Below are 20,379 nucleotides of genomic sequence, written 5' to 3'. Positions count from 1 at the left end.
AGAAAGAAAGTGGAGGACAACCGATGAATACTTCATCTTCCTATTTCCGATTTGGCGCGATGATATTGACGTCCATGCTCGTCATGTTCGCGCTGATGTATTTCAACACCTACGCCTTTGAGCATGTTCGCTGGAGCGAAACCCGCTTCTATATGACCTTCATCATGGGCGGTGCGATGGCGATCGTCATGCTTGGCTACATGCTGGGCATGTACAAGAACACGAAGGCGAACATCGCCATTTTTGCCGGTAGCGCCCTGATGCTTCTAGGGGCGCTTTATCTAGTCCGGAGCCAGACGACGGTTGGCGACCGCTCATACATGAAAGCCATGATTCCCCACCACTCCATCGCCATCCTGACGAGTGAGCGGTCGAATATCGAGGATGTGCGTGTGCGCGAGCTGGCAGACGGGATTATCCGGGCGCAGCGCAAGGAAATCAAAGAGATGAACTGGTTGATCGCCGACATTGCGGAAAATGGCGTTGCGTCGACCGAAGAAGAAGCTGAGGCGCGCCCGCTACCGGAGTTTGAGGGTGAGCTGAACCCTCAGTGATCAAAGGCGGAGAGAATGGGGCAGGGGCCAGCAGGCCCTTCGGCGCAGGCGTTTGATAGCTTGATCAGGCTCTGGCGAGCTTTCTGTAGCGCCGTGATTTCTGCGTCGAGCGCTGCGAGCCTTTCCTCAGCGATTTTCCGGGCCCGGCGTCTGTCCTGACTTGCGTCGAGTTCGAGAAGCTCTTCGATCTGCGAAAGGGTAAACCCGGCTTTTTGGGCCGATCGAATGAAGTTAAGCGTTTTCAGGTCGTCAGCGTTGTAGCGCCTGACTGTCCTCGTATGAGCTTGCTGAGGGCGCACCTCAGGAACCTCGAGCAGGCCCCGGCGCTGATAATAGCGAATGGTTTCAACGCCAACGCCGCCAGCCTCGGCGAGTTGGCCAATCGTCATATCATTCATCTCTTGACTCCGTACCATGGTACAGACCCGATATAGGGGTCATTGACCGCACTCAAAGGAAGTTGTGACACCAATGTCTGACGCAGTGAAAGAACATGACATCGCAATGGGCCCCGCTGAACGCAGTGGGCCAAACAAGGCCGTCCTCTACCGGATGGTCATGGACAAGCATATCTGTCCATTCGGGCTGAAGTCGCGCGACCTTCTCAAGCGTGAAGGATTTGAGATTGAGGACAACCACCTCACCACGCGTGAGGAGACCGACGCCTTCAAGCAACAGCATGACGTGAAGACGACGCCGCAGACCTGGATCAATGGGGAACGGATTGGCGGTCATGACGATCTGCGTCGGTACTTCGGCAAGTCGACAGCCGCTGACAAGGAAGGCAAGACCAGCTACACGCCGGTCATTGCTATCTTTGCGACCTCATTCCTGATGGCGCTGGCGGTGAGCTATTTGGCGTCCGGGACGATCTTCACCTTCCGCGCGATTGAACTTTTCATCGCGATCGCGATGTGTGTGCTCGCCATCCAGAAGCTGCAGGACCTGACCGCCTTCCAGAACCAGTTCCTGGGATATGACCTCTTGGCCCAGCGCGACGTGCGATACGCCTTCGTCTACCCTTTCGCCGAAGCTTTCGCTGGCATTTTGATGATTGCGGGGGCGTTGATCTGGCTCGCCGCGCCTGTTGCGATCCTGATTGGCTCGATTGGGGCAATCTCGGTCTTCAAGGCGGTCTATATCGACAAGCGGGAGCTCAAATGCGCCTGTGTTGGCGGTAATTCGAACGTACCGCTCGGCTTTGTCTCGCTGACAGAGAATCTCATGATGATCGCCATGGGCCTCTGGATGCTGTTCTGACGCTGGGATAAGGTCAGTCCATGAGCAATGCTAAATCCCTAGCGGAGATGATCCGCGCCGCCGACCGCGTCCTTGTTTTCACGGGCGCGGGTATCTCAACCGAAAGCGGCATCCCTGACTTCAGAAGCCCGGGCGGCGTCTGGTCGAAGATGAAACCGATTTATTTCCAGGACTTTGTGTCGGACCGTGATGCGCGCCGCGAAGGCTGGAAGCGTGTCTTCAATCGCACCGCTGGTTGGGTCGGAGCGAGTCCGAATACGGGCCACTATGCAATTGCTGAACTGGTCAAGCAGGGCAAGGTCAGCGCCGTCGTGACGCAGAATGTCGATAACCTCCATCAGGATGCAGGCGTGCCCGATGACAAGGTCATCGAGATCCATGGCAATGCCTCCTACGCCAAATGCCTCGATTGCGGCATGCGCCATGAGTTCGAAGAGCTACGCGCACCTTGGGAGAATGACGAAGAGCTTGTCTGCGCCTCGTGTGCGGGCCTGTTGAAGACGGCGACCATTTCGTTCGGACAGGCCATGCCAGAGGACAAGATGGCGCGTGCGACAGCTGAGGCGGAGTCGTGCGATCTGTGCATCGTGCTCGGTTCATCCCTCGTTGTCTATCCGGCGGCCGGGATCCCGGTGATGGCGGCGCGTGCAGGCGCACGTCTCGTCATCATCAACCGCGAGCCGACGGACCTCGACCCCTATGCGAGCCTCGTTCTCAACACAGAGATTGGCGCGCTGATGGATGAGGTCATGAAAGAGCTTGAGGCCGCATAGAAAAGCCCCGGACGCGTCACGCCCGGGGCTTCTGTATTGTCTTATGCTGCGAAAGCTTAGACCGCTTCGGTCAGCTCCGGCACAGCATTGAAGAGGTCAGCAACCAGGCCGTAATCGGCAACCTGGAAGATTGGTGCCTCTTCGTCCTTGTTGATCGCAACGATGATCTTGGAGTCCTTCATGCCAGCAAGGTGCTGGATGGCGCCCGAAATACCGATGGCGATGTAAAGTTCTGGCGCAACGATCTTGCCGGTCTGGCCGACCTGATAGTCGTTTGGCGCATAGCCTGCGTCCACTGCAGCACGCGAAGCACCGATACCGGCGCCGAGCTTGTCTGCCAGCGGGATCATCAGGCGGTCGAACTCTTCCTTGGAGCCAAGCGCACGGCCACCAGACACGATGGTCTTTGCGGAGGTCAGCTCTGGACGGTCGGACTGGACGATCTTCTCTTCGACGAAAGCCGATTTGAACGGACCAGCTGGTGCGTCGATCGTCTCGACCGAAGCAGAGCCGCCTTCGCCAGCCGCGTCGAACGCCGTACCGCGGACGGTGACGACTTTCTTCGCGTCGGACGATTTGACCGTCATGATCGCGTTACCTGCATAGATCGGGCGCTCGAACGTGTCGGTGCCTTCAATGCCGGTGATGTCGGAAATCTGCATGACGTCGAGCTTTGCTGCGATGCGCGGCGTGACGTTCTTGCCCATCGTAGTGGCAGGCGAGAACAGCGCATCATAGCTGTCCATCAGCGGGACGATCAGGGCTTCCATGGCTTCGGCGAGCTGCTTTTCATAAGCATCGCCCTCGGCGTGGAGAACCTTGCGGACGCCGTCGATCTTTGCGGCAGCAGCAGCAACATCGCCTGCGCCCTTGCCAGCGACGAGGACGTCGATGTCCCCACCGAAGGCCTTGGCAGCGGTCACAGTCTTGTGCGTCGCATCCGTCAGCGTTGCGTTGTCGTGATCAGCAATAACGAGAACAGCCATTAGATCGCTCCCTTAGCTTTGAGTTTGGAGACCAGTTCAGAGACGTCTTCGACCTTCTCACCGGCTTCGCGAACTGGTGGCTCGGTCACTTTGACGACGCTGAGGCGGGCGGCGGTGTCGACGCCATAATCGCCTGGTGCCTTCTCATCGATCGGCTTTTTCTTGGCCTTCATGATGTTTGGCAGAGACGCGTAGCGCGGCTCGTTGAGGCGGAGGTCCGTCGTCACAATGGCCGGGGTCTGCAGCGAAAGCGTCTGGAGGCCGCCATCGATCTCGCGGGTGACGTTGATCTTGCCGTCTTCCAGGATGACTTCCGACGCAAACGTGCCTTGCGGCCAGCCAAGCAGGGCAGCCAGCATCTGGCCGGTCTGGTTAGAGTCGTCGTCGATTGCCTGCTTGCCGAGGATCACGAGTTCCGGGTTCTCTTCACCAATCACCTTCTCAAGGATCTTGGCGACAGCCAGCGGCTCAACCGTGTCGTCGGTCTTGATCAGGATGCCGCGGTCGGCGCCCATGGCGAGAGCGGTCCGCAGGGTTTCCTGCGCCTGTTGTGGGCCGATGGATACAACCACGATCTCCTCAACCGCGCCTTTTTCCTTCAGGCGAACGGCTTCTTCGACGGAGATTTCGTCGAAGGGGTTCATGGACATTTTCACGTTGGCGAGGTCTACACCGCTCTGGTCAGATTTAACGCGGACCTTCACATTGTAGTCGATGACCCGCTTTACGGGTACGAGCACCTTCATAGGCTGGCTCCTGTTTCTATCCCTGTTAAACTCGTGATGACCTAGAGAAGCGCAGTGCAACAATCAAGCGCTGCGGCGGCTTCAAGGTCATTTCGCCGCTGTCTTGATCCCCGGAGATGGGCAACTTTCAGCGTTCGTATTCTGGCGAGGCTACTCTTCCTGGCCCTCGACATCCTCGAACCAGACTTCGACTGGCCCTTTCAGGGTGAGGGTCAATGGGTTGCCCTTGCGGTCGAGAGATTTGCCCGCGGCGACCTTTATCCAGCCTTCCGAGAGACAGTATTCGACAACATTAGTCCGCTCCTGGCCCTTGAAACGGACGCCAACGCCGCGGCGGATCAGAGCTTCATCATAGAAGCGGCTGCGAGGATTCAGGCTGAGCCTGTCTGGAGGTGTGTCTGTCATGGCGCTTCAATGCCTCTAATATTGGCGCAACTCAACCCGGATTTGGCCGCGGATCGTGTGGCAAGTTTTCGTCTGGAAACTTTCAAAAATTAATTCTCGTTTTGCGCCTCCCAGAAGTAGTTACGGCCGGTTGTGGGTGGAGAAACTTCAGATGACGGATGAAAATACAGTCGTCGCCAGGCGTGGGGACGACATGGCCGCCGCTGTGCTTCGGGAGGTTGGGCGACTGGCTCACATGACCGACTGCGCTGTTGCGGCCCGCCTGCCCGGTCCTGTGACCGTTGCGCAGTACGCCGTCCTGAATACGCTCGCCACGAGCGACGGATTATCCATCACGCAGCTGGCCGAAACCCACACGGTCTCACAACCGACCATGTCCTCGACGGTGGCGAAGCTGCGCGGGCGTGGACTTGTCGAGACGCGGTCGAAGCCGGGTGACCGCAGGGCCAGATTTGTAACCCTCACGCAGGAGGGACGAGACATCAAAGCATCCTGCGACGCCGCAGCCCGGCCCGTGCTGAGTGAAGTCGCGGCGCAGATTTCCGCGAGCGAGTGGATGTCGCTTCAGCAGATCGTATCAGGTCTGAATGGCCATCTCAGCGAGACGCTGAATATTCAGGACAGCTAGAGTCTAGCGGTTTGCGCCCGGCTTCCATTTGATATCGGCCTTGCCCTTGTCATTGGCGAAGCGGGAAGCGACAAAAAACCAGTCGGACAGCCGGTTGATGAAGGTCAGCGCGTGCTCGCTGACGATTTCGCTTTGGTCGCTGACCAGTTTTGCGATGTCGCGTTCGGCACGCCGGCAGATCGTACGGCACACATGGAGTTGAGCGGCCAGCGGCGTGCCGCCCGGCAGTACGAAACTGTCCAGTGGCGTCAGATCGGCGTTCATGGCGTCAATTTCGGTTTCGAGACGCTTGGTCTGCTCTGCAACAACGCGCAGGGGCTCAAAGCCGAGCGGCTTGTCGCGTTCCGGCGTCGCAAGGTCTGCGCCGAGGTCAAACAGGTCATTCTGGATGCGCTGAAGCTGCGCTTTCATCTCGCCATCGGCGCTGAGGACAGCGACGCCGAGCGCAGCGTTCACTTCATCAACGCTGCCATAGGCGGTAACGCGTGGATTCCACTTGTCGACCAGTTCCCCCGTCGCAAGACGTGTCTTACCCTTGTCGCCGGAGCGCGTGTAGATCTTGTCGAGTTTTACCATGGGGTGGTCTCCCGCGGTCTTGCCAATTTTAGCTGAAGGCGCCCGCCGCAAGCGCAAGCGCGCAGAGTAGTGCGATCGCAATCGCCTGCACCAGAACGCGCAGCCGCATCAGTTTGTTGGACCGGCTTGCCTGCGCGTCGTCGGTGCGGGTGAGATTCACGACCCCCGCAACAAGGACGATCACCAGCACCGCTATGGCAATATAGAAACCGATCGTGAGCAGATTGATCATTTGAATGTCCTTCCAGCCGCTGATGTAGGTCAGTCGGTGTGAAATGTCATCGGCAGCGTTCTGCGCTTACTCGACGCAGCTGGAGGTGCAGGGAAGGTCTAACAAAGACTTCATCTCAACGGCGGGAAAAGACCACGCCTGAGCGATCCACCTAGTGCGACAAGAGCGCCTGATAGTTAATTGGCCCACGATCGTGACAGACCGCCTTGATCGTTGTTTTTTCGATGGTTTACCCCTTCCAAATGCACTCCGGCCTACCCATTTATGCAGCGGCGCGATAATGCAAATGCGCTTAAGGGGGAGAGACGCTGCCGATGATCGGGGCTACAAGCTTTCTCCAGGGCCGATACGGAACTGATGCCGGACGAATGGGTCAGTACCTGTAGATACGGAGACAAAAGCCGATGGCTGTTAAAACATCAATTGCACTCAGCCCAGAGCAGGGACTGAGCCGCTACCTCAGCGAAATCCGCAAATTTCCCATGCTGGAAAAGCAGGAAGAGTTCATGCTCGCCAAGAGCTGGCAGGAGCATGAAGACACTGAGGCTGCTGAGAAAATGGTGACCTCGCACCTTCGGCTCGTGGCAAAGATCGCCATGGGCTATCGCGGCTATGGCCTGCCGATGGCTGAGGTAATTTCCGAGGGCAATGTTGGCCTGATGCAGGCCGTGAAGAAGTTCGACCCGGACAAGGGGTTCCGTCTCGCCACCTATGCGATGTGGTGGATCCGCGCGGCCATTCAGGAGTACATCCTGCGCAGCTGGAGCCTCGTGAAGCTCGGCACCACGGCTGCCCAGAAGAAGCTTTTCTTCAACCTTCGCCGCATCAAGGGCGAGATCAACGCGCTGGACGCCGGTGACCTCAACCCTGATCAGGTCACTGAGATTGCGACCCGTCTGAACGTGTCCGAGAAGGACGTGCTCAGCATGAATGGCCGTATGAGCGGTTCCGACGCATCGCTGAACGCGCCGATGGGGCAGGAAGGCGACATGGAGTGGCAGGACTGGCTCACCGATGATGAGCCGACCCAGGCTGATACCTATGCCAACCGGCAGGAATTCGACAGCCGTATGGAGCTTCTTCAGGAAGCCATGGCGGACCTGTCTGAGCGTGAGCAGCACATCCTTCAGGAGCGCCGCCTGACTGACGACCCGAAGACGCTGGAGCAGCTGTCGGAGGTCTATAACGTCTCGCGTGAGCGTATCCGTCAGATCGAGGTGCGCGCTTTCGAGAAAATCCAGAAAGCGATGAAGCGTATGGCGAAAGAGCAGGGCCTGCCTGTCGGCGCCTGACGCATCCTTCAAATGACGATCAAAACGCCCGGCCGGCTCATACTGGTCGGGCGTTTCTGTTTGTGGGATGAGGCTTCGATGAAAACTGTCTTCATCAGTGACGCTGGCGACCCGCGCCTTGCCCCCTATGTCTCGATCAGGGAGCGCGACCTCACTGGCCGTAGCGATGGGCGCTTCATCGTTGAGGGGAAGGTAACGCTCGCCATCCTGCTGGAGCGGTCGCGGTTCGAGATTGAGAGCGTGTTTATAGGGCAATCGCGGGTCGAGCCGCTGTTCGAAGTTTTGGCGCAGGTCCCTGAAGGCGTGCCGGTCTACGTCGCGTCGCAAAATGTCATGGATCAGGTTGCGGGGTTTCCGATCCACCGGGGCGTCCTGGCGTGTGCCCGGAAAGGTCAGCCAGTCGGAGTTGAGCAGCTTCTTGGGGCAGAGACGCTGCTTGTCCTCAACGGCATCTCCAATCACGACAATGTCGGCGCGGCTTTTCGCAATGCCGCTGCCTTTGGTGCGGGCGGCGTGCTGCTCGATGAGCAGAGCTGCGACCCGCTCTACCGGAAGTCTATCCGCGTTTCGGCCGGCGCGGCGCTCTGGCTGCCTTACGTGCAGGAGGGGCGGAGTGAGGATCATGTATCCAGATTGCTGGAAGAGGGCTTTGAGGTCTGGGCCATGACGCCGCGGGCGTCGGCAGAAGAGCTGCACAGTCTGAGGCCTGCACCGAAGACAGCGATCCTGCTGGGGCCCGAGGGGCCCGGACTCGACGATCGACTAATCGACAGCTGCCGGCCGGTAAGAATTTCCATGACGGGTGGCTTCGACAGCATCAATGTTGCGACGGCCGGTGCGGTCGCACTGGCCCATTGTCACGCGTCTGCCGCGCCTCGCGGGGGCTGACATATCGATGAATCATCAGTGTTGGCGGGGTTACGCCGGAACTGCCTGACCGCACGGGCCGTTCTGGATATGAACGGAGCAACCCCGATGCTGAACCTCGTACTGGTCATTTCGCTATTTTCTAATCTCGCCATCGTGAGCGAGGCAGGCCCACCTGCGTCCTTTGACGAGCCAGAGGCGGCGCGTGAGGAAATGGCGGGTGATGACCGGGACGCGTCAGATTTTGAGCGGGGCGAGTACCTGCCGATCCAGTATCGCGGCGATCTGGTGAAAAACTGGAAGAGGGCAGGCCTGCGCAAGCCGGATACCGGCTTTGAATGGGTGAAGGTCGCGCAGCTTGCCTTCCTGATAAACCCGACCAGCGGGTTTATCCGCGATATCGTCGAACTTGAGGACTAGACCCGCTCGAACGGGTCACGCATCAGGATGACGTCTTCGCGTTCCGGAGAGGTCGAGACCAGCGCACATGGTTTGCCGACCAGTTCTTCGAGGCGGCGGACATATTTCACCGCCTCCGCAGGCAGGTCGCTCCAGCTGCGCGCGCCTTTCGTCGTTTCTTTCCAGCCCGGCATGCTTTCATAGACAGGCTCCACGGCGGCCTGATCAGTGAGTCCCGCCGGGTAGTAGTCAATCGTCTGGCCATTCAGCTTGTAGGCGACGCAGACCTTAATCTCTTCAAACCCATCGAGAACGTCGAGCTTGGTGAGAGCAAGGCCGTTGACGCCAGACGTCGCGCAGGCCTGGCGCACCATCACGCTATCGAACCAGCCGCAGCGACGCGTCCGGCCCGTGTTCACGCCAACTTCGCGCCCGACTGTGCCGAGACGTTGTCCGATTTCATTGTCCTGCTCGGTCGGGAAGGGGCCCGAGCCGACGCGGGTGGTGTAAGCTTTCGCCAGTCCCAAGACGTAGGAGATGGCGCCCGGCCCAACACCGGCGCCTGCTGATGCGTTACCAGCAACGACGTTCGAGGAAGTGACGAACGGGTACGTGCCGTGGTCAACGTCAAGCATCACGCCTTGTGCGCCTTCAAACAGGATGCGCTTGTCCGCGCGGACCTGCTCATCCAGCGTTTTCCAGACAGGCTGCGCATAGGCGAGGACTTCCGGCGCGATCTTGAGGAGCTCCTGCTTCAGCGCTTCGCCATCTGGCTCTGGCAGGCCGACGCCGGCACGAAGTGGCCGGTGGTGGGCAAGCAGGCGCTCGATCTTGAGGTCGAGGGCGGCAGGGTCTGCGAGGTCTGCCACACGGATGGCGCGGCGGCCGACACGGTCCTCATAGGCCGGGCCAATGCCACGCTTTGTCGTGCCAATCTGGGCGGCACCAAGTGCGCCCTCGCGGGCCGCATCGATGTCCTTGTGCCAAGGCAGGATGAGCGAGGCATTGTCAGCAAGGATGAGCGATTCAGGCGACACGTCGACGCCCTGCTCGCGAATACCGGCGATCTCAGTCAGCATGTGCCACGGGTCTACGACCACGCCATTGCCGATCACGGACAGCTTGCCACCGCGCACGAGGCCAGAGGGCAACAGGGCAAGTTTGAAGGTCTTGCCATCGATCACGAGGGTGTGGCCGGCATTATGCCCGCCCTGGAAGCGAACAACCGTGTCGGCGCGGCTCGAGAGCCAGTCGACGATCTTGCCTTTGCCTTCATCGCCCCATTGGGCGCCGACAACCACCACACCTGCCATGTGAAGCTCCTGATCTGTGCGCTCGCCACTGAAAGGTTTTAGGGGCGGATTTCAAGAGCGCAGATGCCGAACCTGCGTAAGGTCCGGCAAATAATGCGTCAGCTGAGCTCGTAATCCTCAACCTTCACAGCCTCGACGGCCTTGGCGTAGTCGCGGGTATGCGACGACCAGTTCTGGGTGATGAGGCCGTCATCGGTCTTGTACCAGGAGTTGCAGGCCGGGTCCGCCCAGACGGTTTTACGAAGATCAGCCTGGATGCGCGCATTCCAGTCATCCTGAGCGGCTTTCTTCGGCATCATGGACTTTGCCGACTGCGCGTCCATCGCCTCGATCGCCTTCATCATACACTCGACCTGCCGTTCCAGCATGAAGGTGATCGAGTTGTGCCCGAGATTGGTGTTTGGCCCATAGAGCACAAAGAGGTTCGGAAAACCGTTCACCGTGACGCCTGCATAGGCTGACGGGTGATCGGCCCAGACATCGTTGAGATGTTTGCCATCGACGCCTTGCACATCGACGGACCATTTCCACTCGGTTGTTTCAAACCCCGTGGCAAAGATCAGGATATCAAACTCGCGATAGTCACCATCCGGTGTCGTGACGCCCTTCGCATCTATCTTCGAAGGCGCCTGCGTCACGAGGTCGACATTGTCACGTTGCAGGGCAGGGAAATAGTCGTCTGAGATCAGGATTCGGCGACAGCCAATCGGATAATCAGGGGTCAGCTTCTTGCGAAGCTCTGGGTCTTTTACCTGCTCATTCAGGTGGTTGGTCGCGATTGTGGTGTAGGCGGCGCGCCCGGCGTCGGTCCATTCGAAGACCTGCCAGAAGAAATGATCGGCATTGTCATAGATGAGCTGTCGGCCACGTGCGCCGATATCCATCGCGGCCTCTGGCTGGGTGAACATCAGCGCCTGTTCCTGCGGCGTGATCGGGACATCGCGGCGCGGTGTGACCCAGTTCGGTGTACGCTGATAAACGGTCAGGTGGCCCGCGGTCTTTGCGACTTCGGGGATAATCTGCACGGCGCTCGCGGCAGAGCCGATGACCGCGACGCGCTTGCCTTCCCAGGACACTGAATGGTCCCAGCGGGCCGAGTGCATTTTTGCGCCTTCGAATGTGTCGAGCCCTTCGATGGTCGGCCAGTTCGGGCGGTTGAGCTGCCCAAGCCCTCCGACAAGGATGTCGCCAGTGAAGGTCTTGCCGCTGGCGGTTTTGACGGTCCAGGTCTTGGTGTTCTCGTCCCAGTTGGCGGCGACCGCCTCATCGCCGAGGTGCATGTGAGGGGCGAGCTGGTAGCGCTCAGCGATCTCCTCGGCATAGGCCTGAATTTCAGGGCCTTGAGGGAAAGTGCGCGTCCAGTTGATGCTCTGGGCAAAGGAGAGCTGATAAAGGGCAACCGGCACGTCGCAGGCGCAGCCCGGATAGGAGTTTTCGTACCAGGTGCCGCCAACTTTCGGGTTTCGATCAATCAGATCAAAAGTGTGCCCGGCTTCCTGCAGTTTGATGGCAGCAGTCAGCCCACCAAGACCGGACCCGATGACAATGGCATGCTTCCTAGTCATGCAAATTCTCCCTCAAACCAAGTTTCTTGGGAGGGAGAATTCGCGTTTAGCTGGCGTGATGCAAGGCTGACGAAGGGTAAGCTGCGTCAGCCTTGAGCCGGTTTATTGTCCGAAGCGGAAGTAAGCACGAACGCCGATATTATCGACGCCCTGATTGCGGCCATCGCCGAGGATCTGGCCGTGCGAAAGGTGCTCGTAAAGCACTTGTACGCCGACTGAATCTGTCAGGTCGCGGTTCAGCGCGAGGCCCGTGCGGAAAAGGTCGTCGGAGCCGAAATAGATGTTGTCCTGGGCAAAAGCGTCGCTGCGCGGATCGCCCTGTGGGAATGGGCTTTCATTCGCGCCGTCATGGATGACATAGCCAAGGCTTGGCTCAAGAGACCAGCCCTCAGCAAAGTCCCAGTTCCACATGAAGCCGAAGCCGCCAAAGCTGGTGTCGCCTGCGGTATTGAAGGAGCCAACAATGTAAGGGCGCGGGCTGGCGAGTATGCTCAGAAAGTCGGGGCTGGCGAAGACGAGCTCCGCTTCAATGTTCGGGCCATCTTCCTTGTCGGCATTCTTGCAGTCGAGGATGCAGACATTGTGCTGCATCACGCCAAGGCGCGCCTCTTCAACGAATTGCGCGCTGGCCGGAGCAGCGATCGCGGTCGTGGCAAGTGCGAGTGCAATCAAACGTTTCATGGGTAGCTCCCCTTAAAAGTATACCCGCCCAGAGAGTACCGGGCGGGCATAAGGTCAAGTTTTTTCGGGGATCTGCTGCAAGTTCGCGTGTGAACTATGCCTTTCCGGCAACCCAGCGTTTCGTGATCTCCGCAACGCGCTGACCGAAGTCCTCCGACGTGCTCAGGTCTGCCTTGTCAGGGGCCTGGTCTGCAGGAAGGTCGGTCAGTGCCTGCGTGCCGAGGCCGATCATATGGCCGGCCCGATTCCACGCAGCGCCAAAGTCGCTCTTGCTCGTATTGTAGCCCGGGAACGCGCCATAGTTTGCCCAGACCATGCCATGCTGGCCAGCGAGAATCATAAGCTCCTGAAGCGTGTTGAGTTTGTCGCCTGCAAGCGAGCCGGAATTGGTGAAGCCTGCGCCGATCTTGTCGCGCCAGCCCCCATTCATCCAGACCTTGGAAGAGGCTTCGGCAAACTTTTTAAAGACCGAGGAGCTGGAGCCCATATAGGTGGGCGAGCCGAAGATGATGCCGTCAGCGGATGCGAGCGCGTCCCACGGGCCCTCTTCGGCGTTCTGAAGGTCGTCAGCCTTGATGAGGTCAACCTCTACACCGGTGACGCCGCGCGCGCCTTTCGCAACGTGTTCTGCGACTTTGGCGGTGTGGCCGTAGCCGGAATGATAGACGATAGCGAGTTTGGTCATGATAGGTCTCCGAAAACAGGGATTATGGAGACCAAGATAGAAAGCCTGCCCCGAGTATAACCCTCAGGGCAGGCATAAATGTTATGATCGCACGCTAGAAGTTCAGCACTTTCGCGTAGCGGACATGTGGCAGCGCATCGAGCTTCGCGGTAAGCTCATGAGGCGGCTCGCCGTCAATGCCAATCAGCGCGATGGCTTCTCCGCCTGCATCCTGACGGCCGAGGTGGAAGGTCGCGATGTTGATCCCGGCCTCACCCAGCATGGCACCAAGCGCGCCGATGAAGCCCGGCTTGTCGATATTGTTGACGTAAAGCATGACCGGGGAGAACGCGCCTTCGAGCGGCATGCCCTTTACTTCGACAATGCGGGGGCGACCCGCCGAAACCGTACCGGCGAGCGAACGCCAGCCCGTTTCATCCGAATTTGCCGTGCGCGGCACCTTCACCTTGATACGGATGAGGTTGTCATAGACCGGGCTTTCCTCGGTCTTCGTCTCGGAAAGCTTCACGCCCGACTCGGCCAGTATCGACGGCGCTGAAACCATGTTCACGTCGCCGCGCGAAGCGTGCAGCAGGCCGGAAAGCGCCGCTGCCGTTACCGGCTTGCGGTTCAGTTCGGCAACCTCGCCCTCATACTCGATGATGACTTCTTCAAAGCCGTGATCAGAGACCTGACCGGCGAATGCACCAAGCTTTTCTGCCAGTTCGATGAACGGCTTCAGACGCGGGGCCTCATCAGCGGTAACCGATGGCATGTTGAGAGCGTTGGTCACGGCGCCGGAGAGGAGATAGTCGCTCATCTGTTCAGCGACCTGAAGGGCGACGTTTTCCTGTGCCTCGACGGTGGCTGCACCGAGGTGAGGCGTGGCGATGAAGTTGGGTGCGCCAAACAGCACGTTTTCCTTCGCAGGCTCTTCAGCAAAAACGTCGAAGGCCGCTGCAGCGAGATGACCATTGTCGAGCATTTCACGCACTGCCGCCTCGTCGACGAGACCGCCGCGCGCGCAGTTGACGAGGATCAGTCCCTTCTTGGCCTTGGCCAGCGCTTCCCGTGACAGGATGTTGCGGGTCTGGTCTGTCAGCGGGGTGTGCAGCGTGATCACGTCAGCCCGCGCGAGCAGCGTGTCGAGATCGACCTTCTCGACGCCAAGCTCAATGGCGCGCTCTTCGGTGAGGAACGGGTCATAGGCGACCACTTTCATGGTCAGACCCTTGGCACGTTCTGCAACGCGGGCACCGATATTGCCGCAGCCGATCAGGCCGAGCGTCTTGTAGGAGAGCTCGGTGCCGACGAAGTGCTTCTTCGGCCATTTGCCGGCCTGGGTACCTTGGTCGGCGGCGGGGATCTGCCGGGCTGCTGCGAACATCATGGCAATGGCGTGCTCGGCGGTCGTGACCGCGTTCCCGAACGGGGTGTTCATGACGACGACGCCTTTGGCGGTTGCGGCCTTGATATCGATATTGTCGACCCCGATCCCGGCGCGGCCGATGACCTTGAGGTTCGTTGCGGCGGCGATGACATCGGCGTCCGGCTTGCAGGCCGAGCGCACGGCGAGGCCGTCATACTGGTCGACAATGGCGATGAGCTCGTCTTTCGAAAGGCCGACCTTGATGTCGGTTTCGATGCCGCGATTGGTGAAGATATCGACGGCGGCCTGGCTGAGATCGTCAGCGATTAGGACTTTAGGCATGGGAGGGTTTCCTGAAGATTTGCCCCGATCGTCCCCGCGAAGGCGGGGACCTCGGGCAATGAAGGGAAAGGTTTGTGGCACGAGATCTCCGCCTTCGCGGAGATGAGCGGCGTTTGATCAGGCGTCCTGAAGGTCCGAAGCGACAGTCGCAAAGGCCCAGTCGAGCCACGGCAACAGCTTCTCGACGTCAGACGGCTCTACAGTTGATCCAACCCAGATGCGCAGACCCGGAGGGGCTTTTGCGTAGGAGTTGAAGTCGAAACCGGCGCCTTCCTTCTCGATCAGGGTGACCATCTTTTTCACGAAGGCTTCCTGCGCGTCGGTATCAAGCTTCGCGACCCGCGGGTCGGTGATCTTGAAGGTGACACCCGTGTTGGACCGCGTGGCCTTGTCGGCGCAGAGGAAGTCGATCCAGTCGGTTTTCGCGACCCAGTCTTCGAGGATGCTGAGGCTCTTGTCAGAGCGGGCCTTGAGGCCTTTCAGGCCGCCACACTCTTCCGCCCAGTCGAGCGCGCGCAGATAATCTTCAACGCAGAGCATGGACGGCGTGTTGATCGTCGCGCCTTCGAAGAGGGCCTCGTTCAGCTTGCCGCCGCTGGTCATGCGGAAGATTTTCGGCAGCGGACGGTCCGGCGTGTAGCTCTCGAGCCGCTTTACGGCATTCGGGCTGAGGATCAGCATGCCGTGGGCCGCTTCGCCGCCGAGCACTTTCTGCCAGCTATAGGTGATGACATCGAGCTTCTCGAAGGGAATGTCCTGCGCGAACACAGCCGAAGTGGCATCGCAGATCACCACGCGGTCAGGGTTCGGCCTGATCCAGCTATGGTCATCGACGCGCACGCCGGATGTGGTGCCGTTCCAGGTGAAGACGATATCGGCATCGTCGCGCGCCTTCTCGAATGGCGGCAGGACGCCATAGTCGCCGACATAGACTTCGCAGTTGTCGAGTTTCAGCTGCTTCTGGGCGTCGGTCACCCAATCCTTGCCAAAGCTTTCCCAGGCAAAGATATCGACCGGCTTTGCGCCGAGCATGGACCACATGCACATCTCGACAGCGCCCGTATCAGAAGCGGGCACGATGGCGACGCGATAGTCAGCAGGAAGGTTCAGCACCTGCTTGGTGCGATCAATCGCTTCCTTCAGCTTGGCTTTCGCATCCTTGGCGCGGTGCGAGCGGCCAAAGGCTGTCGTTTCGAGTTGTGTGAGGGAAAATCCGGGGCGTTTGGCCGTGGGGCCCGATGAAAAATGCGGGCACGCCGGACGGACCTCCGGCTTGGGGGGTAGTGTCATCTGTTTTACTCCTATCCTTACAGATAGGCTGGCTCTCGTTGGGGAGGGCTGGCCCACCGCCCTTATGCCAGACTTGTGCGCCCCCGCATAGGGAAACAATTGTGACATTATCGAGAGCTGGAGACTTGCCGGAGGCCCGCTGGGGTGCGAGTCCCTGTCGGCAATAGATTTACGGACCAGCCTTCATGCAGACAAAGCGTTCACCTGGCGACTGGGGCCTGTTCCTGCTTCTGTCTGCCTGCTGGGCGAGCGCCTTTGCGATGACCAAGGTCGCCGTCGGAGAATTGCCAGCAAGCGTCATTATTCCGGGGCGCCTGATGACAGGGGCGCTGATCCTGTGGGCGGTGATGCTTGTTCGCGGTGATCGCCTGCCGCCCTTTTCGGACCGCTCATCCTGGCTCGCTATTGTCGGCATGGGCGTCGCTGGCACGGCGCTACCCTTCTATCTGATCACCATCGGGCAGAAGACGATCGACTCTTCGCTGGCCGCGCTTCTAATATCAGGTGCGCCGCTTTTTACCGCTGTGCTCGCGCATTTCTATTTCCATGATGAGCGTTTTACAGGCTTCAAGATTGCAGGCCTTGCGACAGGCTTTGCGGGTGTCGCGCTACTGCTTGGCCCGGACGCGATGCAGGGGCTTGGCAATGCAGACCTCATCGCGCAGCTGCTCGTGCTTTGCGGGGCCTTCTGTTACGCGGTGAACAGTATCATCGCGCGTCAGGCACCGCGCCTTCCGCCCATCGTGCTTCCGGTCGGCTTTCTGACTGTTGCGTCGATCACGTCGGTACCGATGCTGCTCTGGACCGACTGGGAAACGGTCGACCCCACAAAGGCGAGCCTCTTGTGCATTCTTGGCCTGGGCGCTGTCTCAACCGGTCTTGCCGGCATCCTGCTCATGCAGCTTGTGGCCCGCACCAGCGCGACTTTCGTGGCGCTGACCGGCTATGTCATTCCGATCATGTCGGCAGTGCTCGGCTATTTCGCCTTTGGTGAAACACAGAGCTGGAATGCCGTCGCTGCTTTCATCCTGATTCTGGCGGGCGTGTGGTTCTCACAGCGCCAGAGCCGCAAGCGCGCCTCCGCCTCTTCCTGATCTTCCGGCAGGCCAGCGGGTCTGCTACCCTACACGGAGGGCGGCACAAGACTGCCCAGTGGAGGATAGACGATGAACCGCGAAATCAATGTCAGGCCAATCTCAGGCGCGCTGGGCGCAGAGATTGAAGGGATCGACCTTTCGCAAGACCTTTCCAATGAAGCCTTCGACAAGGTGCACCGCGCCTTTCTCGATCATCACGTCATCTTCTTCAGGGACCAGAACGATCTGAGTCCCGAGCGCCACAAGGCGTTTGGCAGGCGTTTCGGCAGCCTCAACGTCCATCCCTATGTGAAGGGGATGGAGGGCCACCCGGAGATCCTCGAGATCATCAAGGAGCCAGAAGAGAAGACCAATTTCGGCGGCGGCTGGCACACCGACATGTCCTTCCTTGAGGAGCCTGCACTCGGCTCCATCCTGCACGCGATAGAGGTCCCGCCCTATGGCGGCGATACGCTCTGGGCGAACCAGCATATGGCATACGATGCCCTGTCGGATGGGCTGAAAGCGACGCTCGATGGGCTGACTGCCATCCATTCAGCAGGCCGGGAGTATGGGCCGAAAGGTCAGTCGGCCCTCAATCGTCAGTCGATGGAAACGAAACAGGCCGATGATGCGCCTGAATTCGAGCATCCTGTGGTGCGTACGCATCCAGAGACAGGCCGCAAGGGGCTATACGTGAACCCGGCCTTCACGCTGCGCTTCAAGGGCTGGACGAAGCGCGAGAGCCGACCGCTGCTCAACTACCTGTTCGAGCATTCAAGACAGGAGCAGTTCACCTGCCGCTTCCGCTGGGAGGCAGGCTCGGTCGCTTTCTGGGACAACCGCTCAACCTGGCACTTCGCCCTCAATGACTATGCGGGCCATCGCCGCCACATGCGGCGCGTGACCGTCAACGGGGACCGGCCGTTCTAGGATGACTTCTGAAGACGGCTGCCGTGAAATCCCACGAGCCACAGGACAAGAGCCACCGCCGCAAACCGTTCGACAAGGCCGATAATCTCGTTTGAGACCCCGAAGGTTGCCGCGCCAGCCGATAGAAAGATAATCGCTGCGAGAGCCGTCCCCCACCTGAATAAGGGATGGGCCTCGCTTCGCGCCCACGCGATCAGTCCGAGCGCCGCGGAAATGGAGAGCCCGATAGCCCCTACCGCCCAATAATGAATGAGGGGGCCGTCCGGGTCCTGTTTCGAATAGGCCTCGTAAAGCGAGATAAGAACGATAATCGGCCCGGCGAAAGCCAACAGAATGGCTGCGGTTTTGAGGCGCCGATCGCTGTCCGTATCTTTCCAGATCACGAGAGCGGTCAGGGCAATGGCCAGCGCCACCAGCGTGAGTCCGATATCCTGCGCCAAGTCAAAGTCACCCGCGGCGAGATCACTGATCGTTGATGTCAGCAGGCTCTGACGATCCATGAAAATAGCGAGCGACAGATCAATCGTGACGGCGATCAGACACGCTACTATTGAATAGAGGTGAATATAGCGGTTGCTCTTATCCATTAAGGCCTAACGCCTGATGCCTCGGCTCGTTCAGAGCGTGAACTTGCCCTCTATGACGGTCACGGCATCACCGCGCAGCTTTACCCGGTCGCCGACAAGCTCAATCCCGATCTTCGCGCCGCGTCCCGGATAGGCCTGGTAGCAATCGAGCGGGCGCTTGAGGCGCGGCCCCATGATAGCGGCGACCATGCAGTGCCAGCTGCCGGTGGCGGGGTCTTCATCAATGCCGCTGCCCGGTGCGAAGAAACGGCTGGTGAGGTCAGCACCGTTAGCGCCGCCGGGTGCGACACATCCGAAATTGCCCCTTTCCCAGTTTCCGCCAATGCCGCTGACGCCGAGCGTCTTTAGCAGGCTGATATCGGGTTTGAGCTCTTCGATATCTTCGGGCGTGCCGAATACGGCTGCATAGAACGGGCCGCCCCAGGCTTCCAGGGGCCACGCACCAAGCGCCGCCGCAACGTCTTCAGTGACGGTGATCTTCTCGACCTTTGGCGCCGGGAAATCCATCTCATAGGTCTCGTCTGCCAAGCGGCGGACTTTCAGGACGCCGGACTGGACGGTTTCAAAGTCGATCTCCTCGCCGTCGAAGCCGAGATGCGTATAGATCGCATGCGCCGATGCCAGCGTCGCATGGCCACAAAGCGGGACTTCCACGGCAGGCGTGAACCAGCGCAGGGCGTATTGTCCGGGCTTCTTGGCGACGATGAAGGCCGTCTCGGCCACATTATTCTCTGCCGCGATGGCCTGCAGCGTCTCGTCTGGCAGAAAGTCGTCCAGCGGCATCACGCAGGCCTGATTGCCTTCAAATGGCCGGCTGGCGAATGCGTCGATCTGATAGAAAGGAATAGCCGTCATGTCGGGCTCCCGGAGCGTTTCAAGTGCCGCCCCGACCTACGGCAAACCAGCTCGCACCACAAACCAGACTTTCTAAGCGATGCATGAGAAAGGCTTCTTGGGGTGGTTCAGGCGAGTTCAAGAAAGCTTTCATGACGGAACGGGTCGCCTGCAGAAAGCGACTTCATGGCTGGCACAATGACGCCCCCGCCAAAGGGCCGCTTCGCAAAGACCGCATCGTCGCCGAAAAAGCGAAGCGACAGGGTTCGCCTGATTGTACCCGCAGGCGTAGGCGCGCCGCCATGCATGATGGCTGGATGGAAGACGACCACATCGCCCGGCTCAACGCCGAACGAGACGATATCATGCTTGTCGCGCTCGGCCTCGTAAGGCGGGATGCGAGGCAGCTCATCGCTCGGATAAAGCGGTTTTGTTTCATCCTCCGGGTCGAAGGCGGAGCCATTGTAGAGCTTCCCCTTGTGAGACCCGCGAATGAATTCAAGCGAGCGTTCGGCCGGGACGGCTTCGAATGATATCCAGAAGACGGCGATATCATCGCCCTCAATGGCAAGGTAAGGCAGATCCTGATGCCAAGGCGTGCGGCCGACACCATCGGCGCCATCCTTGCGAAAGACCTGCTCATACATGAACCAGCAATTTCGCGCGTTCCAGAGCGCTTTCGATGCCTTGGCAAACGGCGCCGACCTCAGGAAATCTTCATATGCCGCCGGGGCTTTGGGATTGATTAGGTCCTGACGGGCGCCCGCGCGCCCTGGTAGAAGGTCGCCAGCCGCCGGGCCCGGATTGTCCATCGACCATTCGAACAGTCTGAGCGCTTCGGCCATCTCCTCCCCGTCGAGAAAGCCGGGCAGGAGTGCCACGCCGTCAGTTTTGAATTGGCGCTTCTGCTCGTCTGAAATGTGCATCTCGTCCTCCCGGTATCGAGCCACGTCCGCAATGCGGCGCAGCCTCTTATGCGAGCAGTCTTGCGCAGGTTTCACGGCCGG

24 protein-coding genes are annotated in these 20,379 nt (G+C 59.5%); 9 read left to right on the top strand and 15 right to left on the bottom strand.

Annotated elements, in window-relative coordinates; translation table 11 throughout:
* The first annotated feature begins 23 nt into the window (after nucleotides 1-23).
* Complete coding sequence (locus tag KUV46_04925; GenBank protein QYJ01741.1) at nucleotides 24-554, top strand: DUF305 domain-containing protein; 531 nt, start codon at nucleotides 24-26, stop codon at nucleotides 552-554.
* Here KUV46_04925 and KUV46_04920 read toward each other — a convergent pair.
* Nucleotides 548-943, bottom strand: coding sequence for a MerR family transcriptional regulator (locus tag KUV46_04920; protein ID QYJ01740.1), 396 nt, complete (start codon nucleotides 941-943; stop codon nucleotides 548-550). The two genes, KUV46_04925 and KUV46_04920, sit on opposite strands and share 7 nt — an antisense overlap.
* 163 nt (nucleotides 944-1,106) lie before the next feature.
* On the opposite strand from KUV46_04920, the gene KUV46_04915 reads away from it, so the two are divergent.
* Together KUV46_04915 and KUV46_04910 are read left to right on the top strand one after the other, a co-directional pair.
* Complete coding sequence (locus tag KUV46_04915; GenBank protein ID QYJ02348.1) at nucleotides 1,107-1,814, top strand: glutaredoxin; 708 nt, start codon at nucleotides 1,107-1,109, stop codon at nucleotides 1,812-1,814.
* A 20-nt stretch (nucleotides 1,815-1,834) separates the two neighbouring features.
* Nucleotides 1,835-2,587, top strand: a complete 753-nt coding sequence (locus tag KUV46_04910) for a Sir2 family NAD-dependent protein deacetylase (GenBank protein ID QYJ01739.1) — start codon at nucleotides 1,835-1,837, stop codon at nucleotides 2,585-2,587.
* A gap of 56 nt (nucleotides 2,588-2,643) precedes the next feature.
* Here the strand turns inward: KUV46_04910 and KUV46_04905 are convergent, their stop codons facing one another.
* The 3 genes from KUV46_04905 to KUV46_04895 all read right to left on the bottom strand — a co-directional run bounded on the left by KUV46_04905 (nucleotide 2,644) and on the right by KUV46_04895 (nucleotide 4,724).
* The gene (locus tag KUV46_04905) at nucleotides 2,644-3,573 is read right to left on the bottom strand and encodes an electron transfer flavoprotein subunit alpha/FixB family protein (GenBank protein ID QYJ01738.1); all 930 of its coding nucleotides are present in this window, start codon (nucleotides 3,571-3,573) and stop codon (nucleotides 2,644-2,646) included.
* Entirely contained in the window at nucleotides 3,573-4,319 is a 747-nt protein-coding gene (locus KUV46_04900; GenBank protein QYJ01737.1) for an electron transfer flavoprotein subunit beta/FixA family protein, read from the bottom strand. The genes KUV46_04905 and KUV46_04900 overlap by 1 nt, the downstream gene beginning before the upstream one ends.
* 150 nt (nucleotides 4,320-4,469) lie before the next feature.
* Nucleotides 4,470-4,724, bottom strand: coding sequence for a DUF3297 family protein (locus tag KUV46_04895; protein QYJ01736.1), 255 nt, complete (start codon nucleotides 4,722-4,724; stop codon nucleotides 4,470-4,472).
* A gap of 151 nt (nucleotides 4,725-4,875) precedes the next feature.
* Between KUV46_04895 and KUV46_04890 the strand changes: the two genes are divergently transcribed.
* A complete protein-coding gene (locus KUV46_04890; protein QYJ01735.1) occupies nucleotides 4,876-5,352 on the top strand; it encodes a MarR family transcriptional regulator in 477 nt (158 codons plus the stop codon).
* 3 nt (nucleotides 5,353-5,355) lie between these two features.
* Here KUV46_04890 and KUV46_04885 read toward each other — a convergent pair whose 3' ends face one another.
* Together KUV46_04885 and KUV46_04880 are read right to left on the bottom strand one after the other, a co-directional pair.
* On the bottom strand, nucleotides 5,356-5,928 hold the full coding sequence (locus tag KUV46_04885; protein QYJ01734.1) for a cob(I)yrinic acid a,c-diamide adenosyltransferase: 573 nt from the start codon (nucleotides 5,926-5,928) through the stop codon (nucleotides 5,356-5,358).
* 28 nt (nucleotides 5,929-5,956) lie between these two features.
* Entirely contained in the window at nucleotides 5,957-6,160 is a 204-nt protein-coding gene (locus KUV46_04880; GenBank protein QYJ01733.1) for a twin transmembrane helix small protein, read from the bottom strand.
* Between the two features lie 404 nt (nucleotides 6,161-6,564).
* Between KUV46_04880 and rpoH the strand changes: the two genes are divergently transcribed.
* From rpoH to KUV46_04865, 3 genes are all read left to right on the top strand, one after another.
* On the top strand, nucleotides 6,565-7,452 hold the full coding sequence (gene rpoH, locus KUV46_04875; protein QYJ01732.1) for an RNA polymerase sigma factor RpoH: 888 nt from the start codon (nucleotides 6,565-6,567) through the stop codon (nucleotides 7,450-7,452).
* 78 nt (nucleotides 7,453-7,530) lie between these two features.
* The gene (locus KUV46_04870; protein ID QYJ01731.1) at nucleotides 7,531-8,340 is read left to right on the top strand and encodes an RNA methyltransferase; all 810 of its coding nucleotides are present in this window, start codon (nucleotides 7,531-7,533) and stop codon (nucleotides 8,338-8,340) included.
* Nucleotides 8,341-8,409: 69 nt separating this feature from the next.
* Nucleotides 8,410-8,739 carry an RcnB family protein gene (locus tag KUV46_04865; GenBank protein QYJ01730.1) on the top strand — a complete coding sequence of 110 codons (330 nt, stop codon included), beginning with the start codon at nucleotides 8,410-8,412 and terminating at the stop codon, nucleotides 8,737-8,739.
* Here the strand turns inward: KUV46_04865 and KUV46_04860 are convergent.
* From KUV46_04860 to KUV46_04835, 6 genes are all read right to left on the bottom strand, one after another.
* Entirely contained in the window at nucleotides 8,736-10,031 is a 1,296-nt protein-coding gene (locus KUV46_04860) for an adenylosuccinate synthase (GenBank protein QYJ01729.1), read from the bottom strand. The two genes, KUV46_04865 and KUV46_04860, sit on opposite strands and share 4 nt — an antisense overlap.
* Before the next feature lie 98 nt (nucleotides 10,032-10,129).
* Entirely contained in the window at nucleotides 10,130-11,596 is a 1,467-nt protein-coding gene (locus tag KUV46_04855; GenBank protein QYJ01728.1) for an NAD(P)/FAD-dependent oxidoreductase, read from the bottom strand.
* Between the two features lie 102 nt (nucleotides 11,597-11,698).
* Nucleotides 11,699-12,277, bottom strand: coding sequence for an acyloxyacyl hydrolase (locus KUV46_04850; protein QYJ01727.1), 579 nt, complete (start codon nucleotides 12,275-12,277; stop codon nucleotides 11,699-11,701).
* Nucleotides 12,278-12,371: 94 nt separating this feature from the next.
* Entirely contained in the window at nucleotides 12,372-12,962 is a 591-nt protein-coding gene (locus KUV46_04845) for a flavodoxin family protein (protein QYJ01726.1), read from the bottom strand.
* Between the two features lie 94 nt (nucleotides 12,963-13,056).
* Nucleotides 13,057-14,652 carry a phosphoglycerate dehydrogenase gene (serA, locus tag KUV46_04840; protein QYJ01725.1) on the bottom strand — a complete coding sequence of 532 codons (1,596 nt, stop codon included), beginning with the start codon at nucleotides 14,650-14,652 and terminating at the stop codon, nucleotides 13,057-13,059.
* Between the two features lie 117 nt (nucleotides 14,653-14,769).
* Nucleotides 14,770-15,942: a phosphoserine transaminase gene (locus KUV46_04835; protein ID QYJ01724.1), complete on the bottom strand. Its 1,173-nt coding sequence runs from the start codon at nucleotides 15,940-15,942 to the stop codon at nucleotides 14,770-14,772.
* Nucleotides 15,943-16,127: 185 nt separating this feature from the next.
* Between KUV46_04835 and KUV46_04830 the strand changes: the two genes are divergently transcribed.
* Together KUV46_04830 and KUV46_04825 are read left to right on the top strand one after the other, a co-directional pair.
* On the top strand, nucleotides 16,128-17,036 hold the full coding sequence (locus tag KUV46_04830) for a DMT family transporter (protein ID QYJ01723.1): 909 nt from the start codon (nucleotides 16,128-16,130) through the stop codon (nucleotides 17,034-17,036).
* Between the two features lie 99 nt (nucleotides 17,037-17,135).
* Nucleotides 17,136-17,951, top strand: a complete 816-nt coding sequence (locus KUV46_04825; GenBank protein ID QYJ02347.1) for a TauD/TfdA family dioxygenase — start codon at nucleotides 17,136-17,138, stop codon at nucleotides 17,949-17,951.
* Here the strand turns inward: KUV46_04825 and KUV46_04820 are convergent.
* The 3 genes from KUV46_04820 to KUV46_04810 all read right to left on the bottom strand — a co-directional run bounded on the left by KUV46_04820 (nucleotide 17,948) and on the right by KUV46_04810 (nucleotide 20,298).
* On the bottom strand, nucleotides 17,948-18,538 hold the full coding sequence (locus tag KUV46_04820) for a DUF998 domain-containing protein (GenBank protein ID QYJ01722.1): 591 nt from the start codon (nucleotides 18,536-18,538) through the stop codon (nucleotides 17,948-17,950). The genes KUV46_04825 and KUV46_04820 overlap by 4 nt on opposite strands.
* Nucleotides 18,539-18,568: 30 nt before the next feature.
* Nucleotides 18,569-19,393: a PhzF family phenazine biosynthesis protein gene (locus KUV46_04815; GenBank protein QYJ01721.1), complete on the bottom strand. Its 825-nt coding sequence runs from the start codon at nucleotides 19,391-19,393 to the stop codon at nucleotides 18,569-18,571.
* Nucleotides 19,394-19,500: 107 nt separating this feature from the next.
* Nucleotides 19,501-20,298, bottom strand: a complete 798-nt coding sequence (locus KUV46_04810; GenBank protein ID QYJ01720.1) for a phytanoyl-CoA dioxygenase family protein — start codon at nucleotides 20,296-20,298, stop codon at nucleotides 19,501-19,503.
* Nucleotides 20,299-20,379 lie beyond the last annotated feature (81 nt).

Source organism: Thalassovita mediterranea, from assembly GCA_019448215.1.
Classification (GTDB): Bacteria; Pseudomonadota; Alphaproteobacteria; order Caulobacterales; family Hyphomonadaceae; genus Henriciella.
The sequence above is the reverse complement of the archived record's forward strand: the minus strand, read 5'-3'. Positions and strand labels throughout refer to the sequence as shown.

Bases quoted from the DNA above. Each gene is read 5' to 3' on its own strand.
- KUV46_04890 (QYJ01735.1), top strand. From the start codon at position 4,876: ATGACGGATGAAAATACAGTCGTCGCCAGGCGTGGGGACGACATGGCC.
- KUV46_04880 (QYJ01733.1), bottom strand. From the start codon at position 6,160: ATGATCAATCTGCTCACGATCGGTTTCTATATTGCCATAGCGGTGCTG.
- KUV46_04885 (QYJ01734.1), bottom strand. From the start codon at position 5,928: ATGGTAAAACTCGACAAGATCTACACGCGCTCCGGCGACAAGGGTAAG.
- KUV46_04860 (QYJ01729.1), bottom strand. From the start codon at position 10,031: ATGGCAGGTGTGGTGGTTGTCGGCGCCCAATGGGGCGATGAAGGCAAA.
- KUV46_04855 (QYJ01728.1), bottom strand. From the start codon at position 11,596: ATGACTAGGAAGCATGCCATTGTCATCGGGTCCGGTCTTGGTGGGCTG.
- KUV46_04830 (QYJ01723.1), top strand. From the start codon at position 16,128: ATGCAGACAAAGCGTTCACCTGGCGACTGGGGCCTGTTCCTGCTTCTG.
- KUV46_04865 (QYJ01730.1), top strand. From the start codon at position 8,410: ATGAACGGAGCAACCCCGATGCTGAACCTCGTACTGGTCATTTCGCTA.
- KUV46_04895 (QYJ01736.1), bottom strand. From the start codon at position 4,724: ATGACAGACACACCTCCAGACAGGCTCAGCCTGAATCCTCGCAGCCGC.
- KUV46_04815 (QYJ01721.1), bottom strand. From the start codon at position 19,393: ATGACGGCTATTCCTTTCTATCAGATCGACGCATTCGCCAGCCGGCCA.
- KUV46_04845 (QYJ01726.1), bottom strand. From the start codon at position 12,962: ATGACCAAACTCGCTATCGTCTATCATTCCGGCTACGGCCACACCGCC.
- KUV46_04920 (QYJ01740.1), bottom strand. From the start codon at position 943: ATGACGATTGGCCAACTCGCCGAGGCTGGCGGCGTTGGCGTTGAAACC.
- KUV46_04810 (QYJ01720.1), bottom strand. From the start codon at position 20,298: ATGCACATTTCAGACGAGCAGAAGCGCCAATTCAAAACTGACGGCGTG.
- KUV46_04905 (QYJ01738.1), bottom strand. From the start codon at position 3,573: ATGGCTGTTCTCGTTATTGCTGATCACGACAACGCAACGCTGACGGAT.
- rpoH (QYJ01732.1), top strand. From the start codon at position 6,565: ATGGCTGTTAAAACATCAATTGCACTCAGCCCAGAGCAGGGACTGAGC.
- KUV46_04915 (QYJ02348.1), top strand. From the start codon at position 1,107: ATGGTCATGGACAAGCATATCTGTCCATTCGGGCTGAAGTCGCGCGAC.
- KUV46_04870 (QYJ01731.1), top strand. From the start codon at position 7,531: ATGAAAACTGTCTTCATCAGTGACGCTGGCGACCCGCGCCTTGCCCCC.
- KUV46_04925 (QYJ01741.1), top strand. From the start codon at position 24: ATGAATACTTCATCTTCCTATTTCCGATTTGGCGCGATGATATTGACG.
- KUV46_04850 (QYJ01727.1), bottom strand. From the start codon at position 12,277: ATGAAACGTTTGATTGCACTCGCACTTGCCACGACCGCGATCGCTGCT.
- KUV46_04835 (QYJ01724.1), bottom strand. From the start codon at position 15,942: ATGACACTACCCCCCAAGCCGGAGGTCCGTCCGGCGTGCCCGCATTTT.
- serA (QYJ01725.1), bottom strand. From the start codon at position 14,652: ATGCCTAAAGTCCTAATCGCTGACGATCTCAGCCAGGCCGCCGTCGAT.
- KUV46_04820 (QYJ01722.1), bottom strand. From the start codon at position 18,538: ATGGATAAGAGCAACCGCTATATTCACCTCTATTCAATAGTAGCGTGT.
- KUV46_04900 (QYJ01737.1), bottom strand. From the start codon at position 4,319: ATGAAGGTGCTCGTACCCGTAAAGCGGGTCATCGACTACAATGTGAAG.
- KUV46_04910 (QYJ01739.1), top strand. From the start codon at position 1,835: ATGAGCAATGCTAAATCCCTAGCGGAGATGATCCGCGCCGCCGACCGC.